This is a genomic window from Parasphingomonas frigoris, assembly GCF_036663815.1.
GTDB lineage: Bacteria > Pseudomonadota > Alphaproteobacteria > Sphingomonadales > Sphingomonadaceae > Sphingomonas.
Genome location: NZ_JAXOJQ010000001.1, coordinates 119871 through 137235 on the forward strand (window position 1 = coordinate 119871; position 17365 = coordinate 137235).

At 66.7% G+C, this 17365-nt stretch carries 13 protein-coding genes; 7 read left to right on the forward strand and 6 right to left on the reverse strand.

The features are described 5' to 3' along the window. Window positions 1-61 precede the first annotated feature (61 nt). Window positions 62-1681 (forward strand): phytoene desaturase family protein, encoded by a 1620-nt coding sequence (gene crtI, locus U1872_RS00520; RefSeq protein WP_332790931.1) that lies wholly within the window; start codon window positions 62-64, stop codon window positions 1679-1681. Here crtI and U1872_RS00525 read toward each other — a convergent pair. After that, on the reverse strand, window positions 1678-2748 hold the full coding sequence (locus U1872_RS00525) for a LysR family transcriptional regulator (RefSeq protein ID WP_332790932.1): 1071 nt from the start codon (window positions 2746-2748) through the stop codon (window positions 1678-1680). The two genes, crtI and U1872_RS00525, sit on opposite strands and share 4 nt — an antisense overlap. Between U1872_RS00525 and U1872_RS00530 the strand changes: the two genes are divergently transcribed. Then, window positions 2647-3594: an NAD-dependent epimerase/dehydratase family protein gene (locus tag U1872_RS00530; RefSeq protein WP_332790933.1), complete on the forward strand. Its 948-nt coding sequence runs from the start codon at window positions 2647-2649 to the stop codon at window positions 3592-3594. The two genes, U1872_RS00525 and U1872_RS00530, sit on opposite strands and share 102 nt — an antisense overlap. Window positions 3595-3726: 132 nt before the next feature. On the opposite strand, the gene U1872_RS00535 is transcribed toward U1872_RS00530, so the two are convergent. Both U1872_RS00535 and U1872_RS00540 read right to left on the reverse strand, forming a co-directional pair. After that, window positions 3727-4125 (reverse strand): hypothetical protein, encoded by a 399-nt coding sequence (locus U1872_RS00535; RefSeq protein ID WP_332790934.1) that lies wholly within the window; start codon window positions 4123-4125, stop codon window positions 3727-3729. 182 nt (window positions 4126-4307) lie between these two features. Continuing rightward, the gene (locus tag U1872_RS00540; protein WP_332790935.1) at window positions 4308-5246 is read right to left on the reverse strand and encodes a DUF808 domain-containing protein; all 939 of its coding nucleotides are present in this window, start codon (window positions 5244-5246) and stop codon (window positions 4308-4310) included. 373 nt (window positions 5247-5619) lie between these two features. On the opposite strand from U1872_RS00540, the gene U1872_RS00545 reads away from it, so the two are divergent. From U1872_RS00545 to U1872_RS00555, 3 genes are all read left to right on the forward strand, one after another. Beyond that, window positions 5620-6024 carry a lysozyme inhibitor LprI family protein gene (locus tag U1872_RS00545; RefSeq protein ID WP_332790936.1) on the forward strand — a complete coding sequence of 135 codons (405 nt, stop codon included), beginning with the start codon at window positions 5620-5622 and terminating at the stop codon, window positions 6022-6024. 277 nt (window positions 6025-6301) lie between these two features. Further along, a complete protein-coding gene (locus tag U1872_RS00550) occupies window positions 6302-8113 on the forward strand; it encodes a DUF885 domain-containing protein (RefSeq protein ID WP_332791792.1) in 1812 nt (603 codons plus the stop codon). 2 nt (window positions 8114-8115) lie between these two features. Continuing rightward, complete coding sequence (locus U1872_RS00555; RefSeq protein WP_443025324.1) at window positions 8116-9657, forward strand: S10 family peptidase; 1542 nt, start codon at window positions 8116-8118, stop codon at window positions 9655-9657. Between the two features lie 72 nt (window positions 9658-9729). On the opposite strand, the gene U1872_RS00560 is transcribed toward U1872_RS00555, so the two are convergent. Both U1872_RS00560 and U1872_RS00565 read right to left on the reverse strand, forming a co-directional pair. Next, window positions 9730-11061 (reverse strand): BNR repeat-containing protein, encoded by a 1332-nt coding sequence (locus tag U1872_RS00560; RefSeq protein ID WP_332790938.1) that lies wholly within the window; start codon window positions 11059-11061, stop codon window positions 9730-9732. Window positions 11062-11082: 21 nt separating this feature from the next. Beyond that, a complete protein-coding gene (locus U1872_RS00565; RefSeq protein ID WP_332790939.1) occupies window positions 11083-13998 on the reverse strand; it encodes a TonB-dependent receptor in 2916 nt (971 codons plus the stop codon). 168 nt (window positions 13999-14166) lie between these two features. Between U1872_RS00565 and U1872_RS00570 the strand changes: the two genes are divergently transcribed. Further along, a complete protein-coding gene (locus U1872_RS00570) occupies window positions 14167-14718 on the forward strand; it encodes a YkgJ family cysteine cluster protein (RefSeq protein WP_332791793.1) in 552 nt (183 codons plus the stop codon). On the opposite strand, the gene hutC is transcribed toward U1872_RS00570, so the two are convergent. Then, on the reverse strand, window positions 14715-15458 hold the full coding sequence (hutC, locus tag U1872_RS00575) for a histidine utilization transcriptional repressor HutC (RefSeq protein WP_332790940.1): 744 nt from the start codon (window positions 15456-15458) through the stop codon (window positions 14715-14717). The genes U1872_RS00570 and hutC overlap by 4 nt on opposite strands. A 302-nt stretch (window positions 15459-15760) precedes the next feature. Here hutC and hutH point away from each other — a divergent pair, with 302 nt between their 5' ends. Then, window positions 15761-17362 carry a histidine ammonia-lyase gene (hutH, locus tag U1872_RS00580; RefSeq protein WP_332790941.1) on the forward strand — a complete coding sequence of 534 codons (1602 nt, stop codon included), beginning with the start codon at window positions 15761-15763 and terminating at the stop codon, window positions 17360-17362. The last annotated feature ends 3 nt before the right edge of the window (window positions 17363-17365 follow it).

Here is a 17365-nt window from a genome sequence, read left to right on the forward strand (position 1 = left end):
TCGCGCGGGCTCGATGGCGCCCGCCCATCGTTCATCGCCTTCAAGAAAAGACCCTGATCCCATGACCCGACGTACCGCCATCGTGATCGGCTCCGGCATCGGCGGCATCGCCTGCGCGATCCGCTTGCAGAGCCTCGGCTTAGACACCCGCATCGTCGAGCAGCTCGACGATGTCGGCGGGCGCGCCTACGTCCGGCGCGCCGAGGGGTTCACCTTCGACATGGGGCCGACGGTGCTGACCGTCCCGCATTTCATCGAGGAACTGTTCTCGCTCGAGCGCGACGTGGCGATGCTGACCGCGCCCGATTTTCCCGCCGACGTGCTGGGCGATGGCCAGCGGATCGTGTCGGGCATCAGCGGCGGGCCCAATACCAGCCGCTATCTCGACATCGTCCCGGTGCTGCCCTTCTACCGCATCTATTTCGATGACGGCAGCGTCTTCGATTACGACGCCGACCCGGTGAACGTCCGCGCGCAGATCGCGCGGCTCGCGCCCGAGGACCTCGACGGCTACGACCGCTTCCACGAGGCGGCGCGCGCGATCTTCCAGCGCGGGTTCCTCGAGCTTGGCTATACCTATTTCGGCAGCCTCGGCTCGATGCTGAAGGTCGTGCCCGACCTGTTGAAGCTCGGTGCCGTCCAGCCGCTCTTCTCGCTCATCAAGACCTATTTCAAGAGCGACAAGATGCGGCAGGTGTTCAGCTTCGAGCCGCTGCTGATCGGCGGCAATCCGCTCAAGGTGCCGGCGATCTATGCGATGATCCATTTCGTCGAGAAAACCTGGGGCGTGCATTATGCGATGGGCGGCACCGGCGCGCTGGTGAAGGCGCTGGTCGTCAAGTTCGAGGAACTGGGCGGCACGCTGCAGCTCGGCGCGAAAGTCGCGCGGATCGATGTCGAGAAGCGCGGGCGTCAGCGCGTCGCGACCGGCGTGACGCTCGCGTCGGGTGAGACGCTGAAAGCCGATCTGGTCGTGTCGAACGGCGATTATGCGACCACCTATCTCAAGCTGATCGACAAGGCGCACCGCCGGATCAATCGCGATGCCGTGGTCAAGTTCCGCAAGCAGAGCATGTCGCTGATGGTCATCTACTTCGGCTATCAGAAGCGCGAGGGCGACCCCGACGTCCGGCACCACAACATCATCCTCGGGCCGCGCTACGAGGAATTGCTGACCGACATTTTCGAACGCAAGTTCCTCGCCGAGGACTTCTCGCAATATCTGCATGTCCCGACGCTGACCGACCCGAGCCTGGCCCCTGAAGGGTATCACGCCGCCTATACGCTGATCCCGGTGCCCAACACGCTGGGCGATATCGACTGGGATGCGGTGGGCGAGGGGTTCGCCGAGAAGGTGCTCAATTTCCTCGACGACCGCGGCTACATCCCGGGCCTGCGCGAGCGGCTGGTCTATCGCAGCTTCGTCACCCCCGATTATTTCGAGCAGACGCTCGGCGCCTATGCCGGCAACGGCTTCGGGGTCGAGCCGCGACTGACGCAGACCGCCTTCTTCCGTCCGCACAACCGCAGCGAGGATATCACCAACCTGTACCTCGTCGGGCAGGGGACGCAGCCGGGCGGGGGGACGCCGTCAGTGATGATGTCGGCCAAGATGACCGCCCGCGAGATCGCGCGCGATTATGCCGTCGATCCGCGGATCGTCGCGGGGATGCCCGCTTAGGAGGTCGTGAACTCGGCGACCAGGCCGTCGAACACGGCGCGGCATCGCGGGCTGTTGCCGAGATCCTCGTGTATCACGATCCAGACACCGAGATCGATCGCGAAGCCATCCGGCAGCACGCGGACGATCCGCGGGTCGCGTGCGGCGACCGGGACCTGGCAGATGCCGATCCCGAACCCCGCCCGGATCGCGGCGAGCTGCGCGACGTCGCTATCGACCCGCAGCGCGAAGGCCGCGCGGTTCAATGCGGGGTAATTCGCGGCAATTGCCCGGATGGCGGGCGTTTCCGTGTCGAAGCCGATGAGATCATGGTCAACCAGATCGGCCAGGGTCGAGGGTGTGCCGCGGCGCGCGAGATAGTCGGCATGGGCATGCAGGCCGAGTGGGATCGGCGAAACCTTGCGCGCGATCAGGGCCTGCTGGGTAGGCTGGACCATCCGCACCGCAATATCGGCTTGGCGCTGCAGCAGATCGTCGACGCTGTTCGACGCCGACAGCTCGAACGTGAGCGCGGGGTGCCGCTGCCGCAGGCGGCCCAGCATTGCCGGCAGATGCTCGGCGCTGACCACTTCGCTTGCGCTGATCCGCACGGTTCCGGCGACCGTGCCGGCGCCGCCATCCGCCGTGCGCAACAACGCTGCGGTGGTCGAGGCGAGCAACGCGGCATAAGGCCGAAGCTCGATCGCAGCGGTAGTCGGCGTCAGGCCGCGCTGCGATCGCACGAACAGATCGCGCCCGATCGTCTGTTCGAGCGCGTCGATGTGGCGCGCGACACTGGGCTGCGTCAGCCCCAGGCTGCGCGCGGCGCCGGACAGGGAGCCCGTCCGCACGACCGCGTCGAACGTTCGGTACAGATCCCAGCTCGGTTCGCTCATCTGTATGCGTATAACCGATCCACGAATTTCGGCAATTTCGTTCAACCGCGATCGGCTGCATCGCTTCGCCACACACAGCGGAGACGAAGCATGGAACGCAAGATCGCATTGGTATTGGGCGCAACGGGCGGGATCGGCGGCGCCGTCGCGCACCGCCTGAGGACGAGCGGCTGGCACGTTCGGGCGCTGCATCGCGCGCCGGACCGAGTGGCGGCACGGCATGATTTCGAATGGCGGGCCGGAGACGCGATGGTCGCGGGCGACGTCGCCGCCGCCGCCGAGGGCGCAGCGCTGATCGTCCATGCGGTGAACCCGCCGGGCTATCGCCACTGGGACCGGTTGGTGCTGCCGATGCTCGACAATACGATCGCGGCGGCACGCGCCAATGGTGCGCGGATCCTGTTTCCGGGCACCGTCTATAATTATGGTCGCGACGGCTTTCCGGACATTGCCGAGGACGCGCCGCAGCATCCCGATACCCGCAAGGGCGCGATCCGGGTCGAAATGGAGCGCCGATTGCGCGCCTTTGCCGACACCGCGGCGGGGAGCGTGCTGATCGTGCGCGCGGGCGACTTTTTCGGTCCCGACGCCGCGAACAACTGGTTTGCGCAACTGGCTCCGGCGGGAAGACGCCCCGCTGCGATCCGCTATCCCGGTCGCCGGGGCATTGGCCATCAATGGGCCTATCTGCCCGACGTCGCCGAAACGATGGTGCGGCTGCTCGAAACCGACGGTCTCGCCTCTTTCGCCAGCTTCCACATGGAAGGTTTGTGGGACGCCGACGGTACGCAAATGACCGATGCGATCTGCCGTGCGCTCGGTGATCCCGCGGTCCCGGTGCGGAAGATGCCGTGGTGGACGATGCGGCTGCTGTCATCGTTCGTACCGACGCTCCGCGAAGTGCTGGAGATGAAATATCTGTGGGATCGCCCGGTCCGAATGGGGAATGAGCGTCTCGTGGCCGTGCTCGGGGGCGAGCCGCGCACGCCTTTGCGCGACGCAGTGAGCGCAACGCTCCGGAGCATGGGATGCCTGTAGCCGCTGCTCCGGTCACGGCGGCCAGGTGGTGATGGCACCCGGCCCGTCAGCCTGTATCGTCGCATCCGCGCCGGGGATCATCGCAGGCGGCGAACAGCGCGACTGATCTCCGGATCGGCCGCGCTGTTCGGGTCAGCAACCGTTGCGATAATTCTGCGAGCGGTCGTGATTCTGGTCGAGACTCTTCCCGAGCAGGCCGCCGCCGACCGCGCCGAGGATCGTGCCGAGCGTTCCGCCTCCGAGCACCGAACCCAGCACCGCACCACCTGCGCCGCCGGCGATCAGACCGGTCGTGCCGCTCGACCGGCGGCAATCCTGATAATTGCGGCGGGCATAGCTGCGATAGACCGGACGGTCCGTATAGCCACCGTTGTAGCTGCGCTGATACTGACCGCGATCGTAATCATAGCTGCGCTCGTATTGCGCGCGGTCCTGATAGCCATAGTGCTGTGCCTGTGCTGGCGCCGCCATAGTCATCGGTAGGATCGCTGCGGTTGCAAGCGCGGCGAAGGCGAACTTTTGCTTCAACATGGTACGTCTCCTGTCGGTTGATGAAGACGGTCTAGCGAGTCGCGTCCGAACCGACCCTGAACTGGTCTTGCAACCTCCATTCAGCTTGCCGGACGACATCGACCGGCGCGCCATCGGCGCAAGGTCGTCGCGTCGGGCCGGCCGGCGCACGGTCAGCGGCGGGCGCCCGCGCAAGCGACGGCCTAGGCGTGCTGGCCGCGCATCCTGGTGAAGCCGGCGTGGGCGAGGACGATCGCGCCGCCTACCAGCAGGCCGACCAGCGCAGCGAAGAGGGCCCCCGCGGCCCATCCCGTCGCCGCTCCGATCGCCGGCAACCGGCCCGCCGCCTTGCTGAATGCATGGCTGACGTGCGCCGGTCCGCTCAGCCCGAAGCTCTCTAGGCCGTGCACCAAGATCCCGCCGCCCACCCAGATCATCGCCGCCGTCCCGACGATCGACAGGACACGCATCAGGATCGGCATGCCGGTCACCAGGCCGCGACCGAGCGCGCGCGGGATGGCGCCGGTTCGCTGTGCGAGGACTAAGCCGATATCGTCCATCTTCACGATCAGCGCGACGACGCCGTAGACACCCACCGTGATGGCAACACTGACCAGCGCCAGCACCACCGCCTGCGTCACGATCGGAGATCCGGCCACTTCGGCCAGCGCGATCGCCATGATCTCCGCCGACAGGATCAGGTCGGTGCGGATCGCGCTCGATACTTTTGCCGCTTCCAGCGCCGTCGCGTCGCCCTCCGTCGGCGCCGCCTCGGCCGCATGCCCGCCGAAGATCGCCTCGACCACCTTTTCGGTGCCCTCGAAGCAGAGGTAGGCGCCGCCGAGCATCAGCAGCGGCGTGACCAGCCACGGCGTGAACGCACTCATGAGCAAAGCCGCCGGGAGCAGGATGAGCAGCTTGTTGCGCAGCGACCCGAGCGCGATCTTGCCGATGATCGGCAATTCGCGCGCCGCGGTGAAACCGACGACGTAGCGCGGAGTGACCGCGGCATCATCGACGATCACGCCCAGCGCCTTGCTACCCGCCTTTCCGGTCGCGGCGGCAACATCGTCGAGCGAGGCGGCAGCGACCTTGGTGATGGCTGCGACATCATCAAGCAGCGCGACGAGTCCTGACGGCATGGTGATCCTCGTGTGTCGGCCGCAGCGGCATGATGGGTTGAGAATCGCTTTAATTCCCGAGCGTGTCCGGGTTTCGGGCGACGATAAGACGGTGCGAGATACTGACGATAGCAATTTCAGGTAGGGTGCCAAGCCGTCGCGGCAAGCATCGGCATAGTGCAGCCATGCAATGTGACGGTCTGGCAACACGCCAGCAATAGTGGATGTCCCGCCACCCGGGTAAACAGGCCTGCCGTGAGACGCGCACGGTGGGGGGGCGGCCGATGCTGCGACCGGATCGAGCCCACCGCTTTTGCTTCGTCGTTCGGCTGCGATTAATATGGGCCCGGGAATACTTTAAGAGCGTTCGAACGCTACGCTATTGGAGGTCTCGATGTTCATCGCCGTCCTGCTCGCTATCGCAGCTCCCGCCGTCGGCGCGCCGCCGCCCTCGGAGGCGCAAGTCGAAGCCCGTTATACGAAGGCCTATCACGCCTGTTTCAAGACTGGCGATGCGGCACGTGGGGTCACCTCCGCGATGCTGGACTGCAACAGCCTTGAGATCGATCGGCAGGACGGCGTGCTCAATCGCACGTATCGCGCCACCATGGCACGCTTGCCCAAGGCGCGACAGACGCAGCTTCGCACTTCGGAACGGGCCTGGATCAAGCGGAGCGATGCGCACTGCGTGGCGGTCGGCAATGAGGCAGGCGGGGGCAGTGCCGCAGGGCTGGCCTCCAACAGCTGCACGTTGTCCGAAATCGTGAAGCGGACGATGTGGCTGGAACGCTATCGCTAAGCTCCTCCGCCACCCGCACTGCCGCTCACGATAGGCGCTCCGGCTAACGAATGGCCGTCTCGAGGCCGTATTCGGGCGCGAACCGCGCACGCGCTTGATCGATGCCGTTCGCGCGACGCTCAAGAACCTGGGGTGTTCATAGAGCTCCCCGGCAGGTCTCCGGTCACGCGCGGCTGCCACCATAAGGCCACAGCATCGTGGACGCTTGCGAGGACACCCGGCGCATCCTACTCCCGCACCGTCGCAAACGAAGGAACGCCTGGTGTCCGTCAAACTGATGATTGCCGCTCTCTTGATCACCACGCTTCCCGCAGCGGCAGCATCCGCGCAGGCGCTGCCGCCGCCGACCGCGCTACCGGGCGAGAGCGCGGACGACGCGCGTCTCAAACGGCTGTTCTACGACAGCGACGAGGCGAGCCTGAAGCGCAATCCGGTCGAGGGCATCTTCCGCGGCGACCTGCGCTATGCCGACCATCTCGGCGACTATCTCACCGATGCTTATCGCACGGCGGAGCAGGCTGCGATCGAGCAGGATCTCGCCGCGCTCAAGGCGATCGACCGGACCAAGCTGACCGCGACCAACCAGATCGCCTATGACGTGTTCAAGACCCGCAACGAAACCGACCTTGCGGGCTACGCCCCCGCGATCGTCAAGGTCGAGCGCGACCTGCCGATCGACCATTTCCAGGGCTTCCAGACCTTCTATCCCGACTTCGCGTCGGGCAAGGGAGCCGCGCCGTTCAAGACGGTTGCCGACTATGAGAACAACCTCAAGCGTAACGCGCAATATGCCGTGGTGCTCGACCGGGCGATCGGGCTGTTCCGCCGGGGCATGACGGACCGGATCGTCCAGCCCAAGCTGGTCGTCACCAACATGATCCAGGAATTCGACAACCTGATCGCCGAAGGGATCGAGGGATCGACCTTCTACGGCCCGGTGAAGACCTTCCCGGCGACGATCTCCGCGGCCGACCAGACGCGGTTGAAGGCGGCCTATGCGGCGCAGATCCGCGATGTCATCACGCCGGCACACCAGCGGATGCGCGACTTCCTCGCCAAGACCTATCTGCCGGTCGCGCGCGACAGCGTCGGGCTGTCCGCACTGCCCGGCGGCGACGCCTATTACGCCTATCTGATCCGGCAACGCACGACGCTGCCGATGACCGCCGAGCAGGTCCACCAGCTCGGCCTGTCCGAGGTCGCGCGGATCCTGAAGGGGATGGAGGCGCAGAAACAGGCGGTCGGGTTCAAGGGCGATCTGCCGGCCTTCTTCACCTTCCTGCGCACCGACAAACAGTTCCAGCCGAGCTCGGTGGACCAGTTGCGCGACGGCTATCAGGCGATCGAAAAGCGGATCTATCAGCGGATTCCCGAGCAATTCTCGCTGACGCCGAAGACGCGGCTCGAAATCCGCCCGGTCCCGGCGTTCAAGGAGAAGACGTCGGCGGGGGGCTCGTACGAGGGCGGCACGCCCGACGGGTCGCGGCCGGGCACCTTCTATTACAACAGCTACGACCTGCCCTCGCGCTACATGTGGGAGATGGAGACGCTGTTCCTGCATGAAGGCGTGCCGGGGCATCATTTCCAGATCAGCCTCGCGCAGGAAAACACCGCGCTGCCGGCGTTCATGCGCTTCGGCGGCAACACCGCTTATGTCGAGGGCTGGGCGCTCTATGCCGAAAGCCTGTGGAAGGAGCTCGGCATGGAGACCGACCCGTATCAACGGATGGGCGGGCTGAACGACGAGATGCTGCGCGCGATGCGGCTGGTCGTCGACAGCGGCATCCACGCCAAGGGTTGGACGCGCGACCAGGCGATCGCCTACATGCTCGCCAATTCGCCGATGGCGCGGACCGACGCGACCGCCGAGGTCGAACGCTATATCGCGATGCCGGGGCAGGCGCTGGCCTATAAGATCGGCCAGCTGACGATCGCGCGGACCAAGGCGAAGGCGCAGGCTGCGCTCGGGGCCAAGTTCGATCCCCGCGACTTCCATGCGCAGGTGCTCGATACGGGATCTCTGCCGATGCCGGTGCTCGAAGCCAAGATCGACGCGTGGATCGCGGCCGGCGGCGGGGTGGCGAAGTGATCGTGCGCGTCTTTGCCGCGCTGGCCGCCGCCAGCCTGATCGCCGCCCCGATCGCCGCGCAGGACAAGAAGGAGACCTCGACCGTCGAGAAGAAGGTCGACGACGAGATCAAGCTCCCGCCGCTGCCCGCCGACAAGACGGTGCGCCAGTCGGCGACGATCGGCGGGCGGACGATCGCCTATGACGCGACGATCGGCACGATCGCAGTGCGCGACGAGAAGGGCAAGGAGATCGGGCAGGTCGTCTATACCGCCTATATCGCGGCCGGGGGTGCCCCCAATCGACCGGTGACCTTCGCCTTCAACGGCGGGCCCGGCGCGTCGTCGGTGTATCTCAATCTCGGCGCGGTCGGCCCGAAGCGCGTCCAGTTCGGCGCGCAGGGCAATGCCCCGTCGGATGCGCCGATCACCACCGACAATGCCAACAGCTGGCTCGACTTCACCGACCTGGTCTTCATCGATCCGATCGGCACCGGCTTCAGCCGCAGCCTGATCGATGCCGACAAGACCAAGAAGGCGTTCTACGCCAACGATCCCGACATCAAATATCTGTCGAAGGTGGTCTACGACTGGCTGGTCAAGGCCGGACGGTTGCGCTCGCCCAAATATGTGATGGGCGAGAGCTATGGCGGCTACCGCGCACCACGGATCGCCTATGAACTGCAGTCGCAGATCGGCGTCGGGGTCAACGGGATCGTGATGGTGTCGCCCTATCTCGACCCCGCATCGGGCGACGGCGCGACTGCTCTGTCGCCGTTGCCGTGGATGATCGACCTGCCGTCGATGGCGGCAGCGCATCTCGAGCAGCAACATCAGCTGACCCCGGCGGCGATGGCCGATGTCGAGGCCTATACGCGCGGCGCCTTCGCCACCGACCTGCTGCGCGGGCGGAGCGACCCGCAGGCGGTGTCGCGGCTCGTCGAGAATGTCAGCCGGCTGACCGGGCTCGATCCGGCGCTGGTGCAGAAGCTGGGCGGGCGCGTCGATTCGGGCACGTTCCTGCGCGAGATCCACCGCGCCGACGGGACGATCGGCAGCGTCTACGATTCGAACGTGACCGCGTTCGACCCGTTCCCCTGGTCCGCTTCGCGCCAGTCGGCCGATCCGATCCTCGACGCGCTGATCGCGCCGACGACCAGCGCGATGGTCGATTTCGTCACCCGCGTGGTCGGGTGGAAGACCGACGCGCGCTACCATGCGCTGTCGTTCGAGGTGAACAGCGCGTGGGATCGCGGCAAGCCCGACGACACGCCGGTGACCGACCTGCGCAAGGCGATCGCCAACGATCCGCGAATGGCGGTGCTGATCGTGCACGGGTGGGACGACCTGTCGTGCCCGTTCTTCGCCTCGCGGCTGATCGTCGACCAGATGCCGAGCTTCGGCGCGGCCGAGCGGGTGAAGCTCACCGTCTATCCGGGCGGGCACATGTTCTACAGCCGCGAGGACAGCGGTGCCGCGTTCAAGCGCGATGCCCGCGCGATCTATGGCGGTGGGGCAGAGGCCCCTCAGGCGCACGCGAAACGCGCGGTCGGGTCGGGTTCGTAAGGTCGGGCCTAACCCGACCAGCCTCGACCCGACCGACCTGCGTGACGGCGCGGCGCGCCGGGTGCGGCGCGCCTAGCCGGGAAGGTGCGCAGCGCCCGGCGTGACGAGGCGCAGGGTCGTCGGGTCGGGGATATCCTCGCTCGGCAGGTCTCGATGTGGCGGGCGCGTCGGCCAGGCCAGCGCGATGCCCGAAGTCCCCGTGTCCTCCACCGTGTTGAGCGTCATTCCGGTCGGCACCGCGATCATCGGTGCGAGGCGTTCGGCCAGCAGGCTGCCCGGTTGCTCGGAAATGCGGTGCAGCGTCGTCGCGTCGAGCAGGAAGTCGATCGGCTTGCCGTCGCGCGTGACCGATACCCGGATACGGTCCTTGCCGACCGGCACCGGCCCCTTCACGAACAGGCGGCTGTCGAGCGACCCGCCGCCGCGGAAGTCCCAGCGGAAGCCGCGCCAGTCGCTGACCTGCGCGATATGCCAGCCCTGCTTTTCACGGCGCGCGACGAAGATCTGCGTGTTTCCGGCGGCATCGAACTTGTGGAAGGTGATCATCACCGCGCCGGCGGGATCGAAACCGATCACGGTGTTGTTGTTGATCATGCCGCCCTCGACCGGCACGCGATCGACGATCTCGCCGCTCTTCAGCGTGATCGGCAGGCGCAGCGGCGTTCCGTCGGAGCGCTCCCAATGCACCAGATCGCGGCTGCGCGCGTAGGTGAGGTCGTGGTTGGTCTCCGCCATCGGCGACTCGCGCCAGACCCAGGCGATATGAAACAGCTTGTCCGGCCCGAGCACGGGGCCGACGAAATAGGCGTTGCGATGCCCCTCGCCGTCGGTCAGCGGCACGTCGAGCAGATGGCGCCAGGTCCGCGCCGCGCTGTCGTAGACGTTGTAGATCTCGTTGCCGTTGCCGCTGCTGCCGTCGCGATATTTGTAGACCAGCCGCCCGGCGCCATCGCGCAGGAAGATCGGATAGGTCATGTGATGTTCGAGCTTCGCCTCGACCATCACCGGCACCCGTTCGAGGCTGCGGACGTCCCCGGCGACCCGGCTGCGATAATAGACCATCGGATCGCCGTGCATGTTGCCCGCGACGTGGATCCCACCGGCATCGTCGATCGCCAGCGCGATGTAATTGTGGCTGTCCCACCCGACCCAGCTGTCGAGCTTGTGATAGACCCAGTAGCTGCCGGCACGCGGCCGCGAGGCGACGGTCAGCTGCCGGTTGGCGTCGTAATAGGCGACGATGATCGTCGTGTCGGTCACGGCCAGGGCAAAGCGCGAACTCTGCCCTGACCAGACCCGATCGATCGCGCTGAACTGCGGTGGCGCGGGGGTGGCCGGCCCCTGCGCGGTGGCTGGCGCGGCCAGCGCCAGTGTGAGCGCCAGCCCGATGCGCATGCGTGTCATCACCATAGTCCTTCGTATCGATCAGAACGTGCCGCGGAAGCTCAGCGTGAAGGTCCGGCCGTCATAATCCGCCTGGCGCGGGATGGCGGGCGTCACCTGATATTGGATGCGCTTGGCATCGAGCAGGTTGAACGCATCGAGCGACAGCGAATAGCGCGGCGAGAATTTGAGCGCCAGCGAGGAGTCGATCTGCCCGCGCGGCGCGACGAAGCTGCTGCCCCCGGTGAAACTGTTCCCGCCGACCAGCGAATATTGGTCGCGCCAGGAATAGATCACGCGCAGGCCGATGAACGGGCTTTCGTAATAGCCGATCAAATTGACGTTGTTCTTCGACACGCCGGGCAGGACCGCCTTGGTGCCGTCGGCATTGGTGCCCGAGATGTTGGTGAACGAATAATTGATCTGGCCGCCGAGGTTGCGCAGCAGGCCGGGCAGGAAATCGAAATTCTGCTGCGCGGTCACTTCGAGTCCGGTGACGGTGATCGGATTGGGCTGGTTGAAGCTGCCGCTCGCGGTGACGATCGCGGGCTGCCCGTTGACGAGCTGGTTGCTGTAGCAGGTCGTGCCGATCGTGGTGAGCTGCCCCAGGCCGAACGCGCTGGCATCCGCCGGGCACAGCCGCGACAGGCGGGTCTCGGGCGAGATCAGGTTGCGGATGACCTTGCGATACGCCGCGATCGCGAACAGGCCGCCGGGGCGGTTGTACCATTCGAGCGAGATGTCCTGCGACGTCGCCGAATAGGGCTTCAGGTCGAACCCGCCATATTGGATCGCATAGCCGGTCGAGTTGGTGCTGACCGTGGTCGACGGCGTCAGGTTGCGCGGTTGCGGCCGGACGAACGCCTTGTAGTAAGCGCCGCGCAGGACGAGCGTATCGGTGAGGCTCGCCGACAGATAGGCCGAGGGCAGCCAATTGCCGTAGCTCTGGCGGAACTGCTGCGGGACGTAGACGATGCTGCCGTTTGGGCCGACCTGCTTCGACTGCGCGTTGATCAGCTGGTTGGTATGCTCGTAATGGACGCCGGCATAGCCGCTGACCGGGATGCCGGCGACGGTGAAAGCCAGATTGGCCTGGCCGTAGCCGACCGAGGCGGTGTTGCGCACCGAGAAATTGTAGAGCGCAAACGCCGCGTTGGTGGGATCGTTGATCCACCCCGTCGGCGTCACGACGTCACCCGGCGCGGCGGTCACCGGCTGCAGGCGCGAGACGATGTGACCATAATCGAGCTGCGGCCAGTTCGACAGGAAGCCGGCGACGCTGCCCCCGAAGAAATTGCCCGCGTAAGGGTTGGCAGTCAGGAAGCCCGAGTCGATGTTCTGCGTCTGCACGCCCTTCGCGCTCGTGCGATAGCCGCGCGAGGTGTAGGTCGTCCGTTCGTAGCGACCGCCGACGACGATCGACTTGAGGATCGGAATTTCGAAGCTGCGCTCGAGCTCGCCCTGTGCGGCGGTGACCTGGTTGAGGCCGTAGCCCGAACTGCCTGCGACGATCAGCTGGTCGCCATTCGCCGCGATCTGCGTCGGCTGGTTGCCGGCGCTCCAGCTGTAGGGACCGGCCGGAATGACGATCGCGGGATTGCGGTTGAGCGAGAGCTGGTAATCGTCGATCGACGCGCCGCCCGAATTGAACGTGCCGTTGACGCCGTTGCCACCCGCGCGCGGCAGGTTGCGCAAATCGATCTGCGTCTGCACCGAATTGTTCTCGCCGCGCGACTTGGTCAGCGTGCCCGACGCGCGCCAGCCGTCGCTCTTCCATTCGGCGGTGGCGATGCCGTCCCACATCTGCTCGAGCAGCGGCTCGGAGCGGATGGAATCGTTGACCTGCGCATTGGCGTAGCTGAGGCCCTGGACATAGGCGTTCCCGTCGCCCTGGATCACCGGAGCGCTCGTCGGCGTGATGCTGGCGATGTTCGAGCGCATGTCGACCTCGAACAGGTTGGTCATGTTGTTCTGCAGGTTGCGCCGCGTGTAGAAGCCGGTCAGGCCGAGCCGCAGCGTCGGCGTCGCCTGCCATTCGGCACCGCCCGCGGCGGTGAACAGATTGCCGTCGTTATATTTGACCGACTGGCGCTGGTCGGACGCGAACAGCACCCCAGTCGAGCTCTTGGCCCCGGTGCCGCCCGCCGCGCAGACCTTGCCCGAGGCGCATTTGCCGGCGCTGTCGAAGGGCGCGTAATAATCGAGATATTGCCCGAAATTGGGCGCGTTGGCCGCCGACAGGGGCGAATAGGCATTGAAGAAGATCGTGTCGCGGCGGAACTTCTCCTTCTTGTAGGCGACGACGCCGAACACCGCGAGGTTGGGGGTGATATGCGCGTTATAGCCTGCGGTGAGCGATGGGCTCGCATATTTGCCGAGCGTATTATACTCGCCGGCCACCTTGAAGAACCCGCCGTCCTTGCGACCGAGCGCCGGGGCGATCTGCAGATCGATGATGCCCGACAGGCCGCCGGCCTGGTCGGTCGGCGCGATCGTCTTCTTGACCGCGATCGCCGAGAAGACGTCGGCGTTGAACGCGCCGAGCGGGGTCGATCCGTCGAGCACCGGATCGGCGAAGGCCTGCCCGTTGATCGTGTAGCGCGCGTAATTGCCCGGCAGGCCGCGCAGGTTGACGGTCGCGTCGCGTGATCCCGCCTCGCGGTTGATCTGGACGCCGGGCACGCGCTGGAGCGCTTCGCCGACGTTGAGGTCCGGGAAACGCCCGAGCCCGTCGGACGAGATGCTGTCGGAAATGCCCGCGTCGTTCCGCTTCATGCGCAGCGCGTCGATGTACGATTTGCGGAAGCCGGTGACGACGATGTCGGCGGGCGCCGCCTGGTCGTCGGGGGTAGCCGGCGGCGCGACAGCCTCGGGCGCTGGCGCGGTCTGCGCGAGTGCCGGCGTCAGGCTCAGCGTCGAAGCGCCGAGCATCAGCGCGGCCTGCAAAGTCACCTTCATCAAATATCCTCCCCCTTATGTCCCATTGCGGTCTGCGTCGCGCTTCGGCGGCGTCTCACGCTGTGGCAACTTATATCACGATCTGAGAGATGCACAATATGTAATACAAATTCGAGCGGCGGCGCTGAGCGCTTGCGTTTCGGCGGCGGGAGCGGCACTCGGGTGGCGATGCAGGCCGAGACCGATCTGGAAACCCTTCTGCTGGGGCCGGTGCTGGCGGATCGCGAATGCGGTGCGTGCACGGCGTGCTGCACCGTGCTGACGGTCGATACGCCCGATTTCAAGAAACCGGCCGAGACGCCCTGCGTCCACCTCGGCGCGCAGGGATGCGGGATCCACGCCGTCCGCCCGCGCATCTGCCGGACATGGTTCTGCGCGTGGCGCAGGATCGCGCGCCTGCCCGATGCTGCGCGGCCGGATCGCTCCGGGCTGCTGGTGTCGCTCAATTTCGTCAACGCGCCGCAGAATTGCCTGGAGGGCGTGTCGATCAACGTGCGCGCGCTCCCCGGCAGCACGGCGATCGCGGATGGCATGGCGGCCACGGTGCTCGACAGCGTGTGCGATCAAACGGTTCCCGTCTGGTTCAGCGACGGCACGCGCAAGATGTTGATGCACCCCGAAAACGCGGTGGCGAGTCTGGTCATCTCGGGGGAGCCTGCGCCCGCCCATCTCGCGGACGAGGTGCGTGCCTGGCGCGAGCGTTACGGCATGTTCGCCTAGACGGCGGGCGCTGGCCCGTGCCGCGCGGCGGCGTTGGTCGCGCCGAAGCGCGCGACGAGATCGTAGCTGCTGCCGACGAAGAGCTGGCGCACATAGGTGATGCGATCGGTGCCGCGCCAGGTGCGGCGCTCGACGCACAGGCACGCCGCGCGGGGCGCAATGCCCAGCAGGCGCGCTTCGTCGGGAGTCGCCGCGAGGGCGGAAATGCGCGTTTCCGCCTCGGTCCACGGCACGTGCCTGAGCAGCCAGCTGCCCGGCGAGACGGCCTCGATATCGGCGGCGTCGGCGATGTCGGGCACCGCCAGCACGCTGATCAGGCGGAACTCGAGCGCCAGCGCGACGCCGTCGGCAAGGTGCAGTCCTTCGAGCTCGAACAGGTCGCCATCCCCCGCGAGCAGCACCTCCTCGGCCATGTCGGCCGCCGGCGGGCGCAGACGATGGCCGATCGGCGCATAGGCATAGGCCTGTCCGCGCTCGCGGATCTGCGCCGGCAGGTCGGGCACGTCGAGCACCATCGAATGCATCCGCGGGCGCGCGACGAAGGTGCCGGCCCGCTTGCGCCGGTCGATCAGCCCCGCCGACAGCAGCGCCGACAGCGCCTTGTTTACCGTCATCCGCGCGCAGCCATACTGCTGCATCAATGCCTGCTCGATCGGCAGCCGATCGCCGGGCGCAAGCTCGCCCGACAGGATCCGCGCTTCGAAGTCGGACCGGATCCGTTCGTGCAGCGGCAGTTTCATCCGAAAAGGCGTCTCCAGCACGATACGATGGCGCGCACTCGCGGCGTCGCGCATCCTGGCCTTGCGCTAACCCGCTTCGGTCCGCATCGCCAGACGCGATCGACCGCGTGCTTTTTGTCTATACATTAATCGGGAAGGGTGCAATCAGCCCGCTGCCGGACGGTCCTGTGCAGCCACGGGCGGGGGGCGACCGTCTGCCGCAGCCGATCGCAGCCGCCGGGCGTGTCGCTGCGTTCGATGCGGTCCGAACTGGTTTCCCGCATGGGGTTCAATCCGCCCCATGCCCGTGTCTGGAGTGGTCTATGAACCCGATCCTGCTCAACCCCGGCGCCGTGACGGTCGCCCAGTGGTGCGCCGTATATCGTGGCGCGCCGGCCAGGCTCGATCCGCGGTGCGCGCCGCAGATCGCCGAGAGCGCCGCCGCCGTCGCGCGGATCCTCGCCCGGCGTGCGCCGGTCTATGGCATCAATACCGGCTTCGGAAAGCTGGCGAGCGTGCGGATCGACGATGCCGATCTCGCGACGCTCCAGCGCAACATCGTGCTGAGCCATGCCGCCGGCACCGGCGCACCGTCGCCCGTGCCGATCATCCGGTTGATGATGGCGCTCAAGCTGGCGAGCCTGGGGCAGGGGGCCTCGGGTGTGCGACCCGCGACGATCGCCCTGCTCGAAGCGATGCTCGAGCAGGGGCTGACCCCGGTCGTGCCGTGCCAGGGCTCGGTCGGCGCGAGCGGCGATCTGGCGCCGCTCTCGCACATGGCGGCGACGATGATCGGCGTTGGCGAGATCTGGGTCGACGGCGTGCGCGTACCCGCGACCGAGGCGCTGGAAAGTGCGGGGCTGGCGGTGATCGAACTCGGCCCGAAGGAAGGTCTGGCGCTGCTCAACGGCACGCAATTCTCCAACGCCAATGCGCTCGCCGGGCTGTTCGAGGCGGAACTGCTGTTCAAGTCGGCGCTGATGACCGGCGCGCTGTCGACCGAGGCGGCGAAGGGATCGGACACGCCGTTCGATCCGCGGATCCACGCGCTGCGCCGACATGCCGGACAGATCGAGACCGCCGCCGCCTTGCGCCGCCTGATGGACGGCTCGGCGATCCGCGCGAGCCATCTCGAAAACGACGCGCGCGTGCAGGACCCCTATTGCCTGCGCTGCCAGCCGCAGGTGATGGGCGCGGTGCTCGACATCCTGCGCCAGGCGGCGACCACGCTCGCGATCGAGGCGAACGGGGTGTCGGACAATCCGCTGATCTTCGCCGAGACCGACGAGGCGCTGTCGGGCGGCAACTTCCACGCCGAGCCGGTCGCCTTCGCCGCCGACATGATCGCGCTCGCGATCTGCGAGATCGGGTCGATCTCCGAGCGCCGGATCGCGATGCTGGTCGATCCCGCGCTGTCGGGCCTGCCGGCATTCCTCACGCCCAAGCCCGGGCTCAACTCGGGCTTCATGATCCCACAGGTGACCGCCGCGGCGCTGGTCTCGGAGAACAAGCAGCGCGCCTATCCGGCGAGCGTCGATTCGATCCCGACCTCGGCCAATCAGGAGGACCACGTCTCGATGGCGGCGCACGGCGCCCGGCGTCTGCTCGACATGGCGGAGAATGCGAGCGCCGTGATCGCGATCGAATATCTCGCCGCCGCGCAGGCGATCGATTTTCACGCACCGCTGCCGAGCAGCATCGTGCTGCAGGCGGCGCATGCCTGCCTGCGCGCGGACGTGCCGCATCTGAGCGACGACCGGTACTTCCACCCCGACATGGAAGCGGCCAACCGCCTGGTGCGCTCGGGCGCGTTGATCGCCGTCGCTGGCGACCTGCTGCCGGGGATCGGGATCGTCGCCGACGGCACGCCCGAAGCCGCAGCCGGGCCGGAGCAGGTCCGAACGAACGACCCGGCGACGGGCTGACGC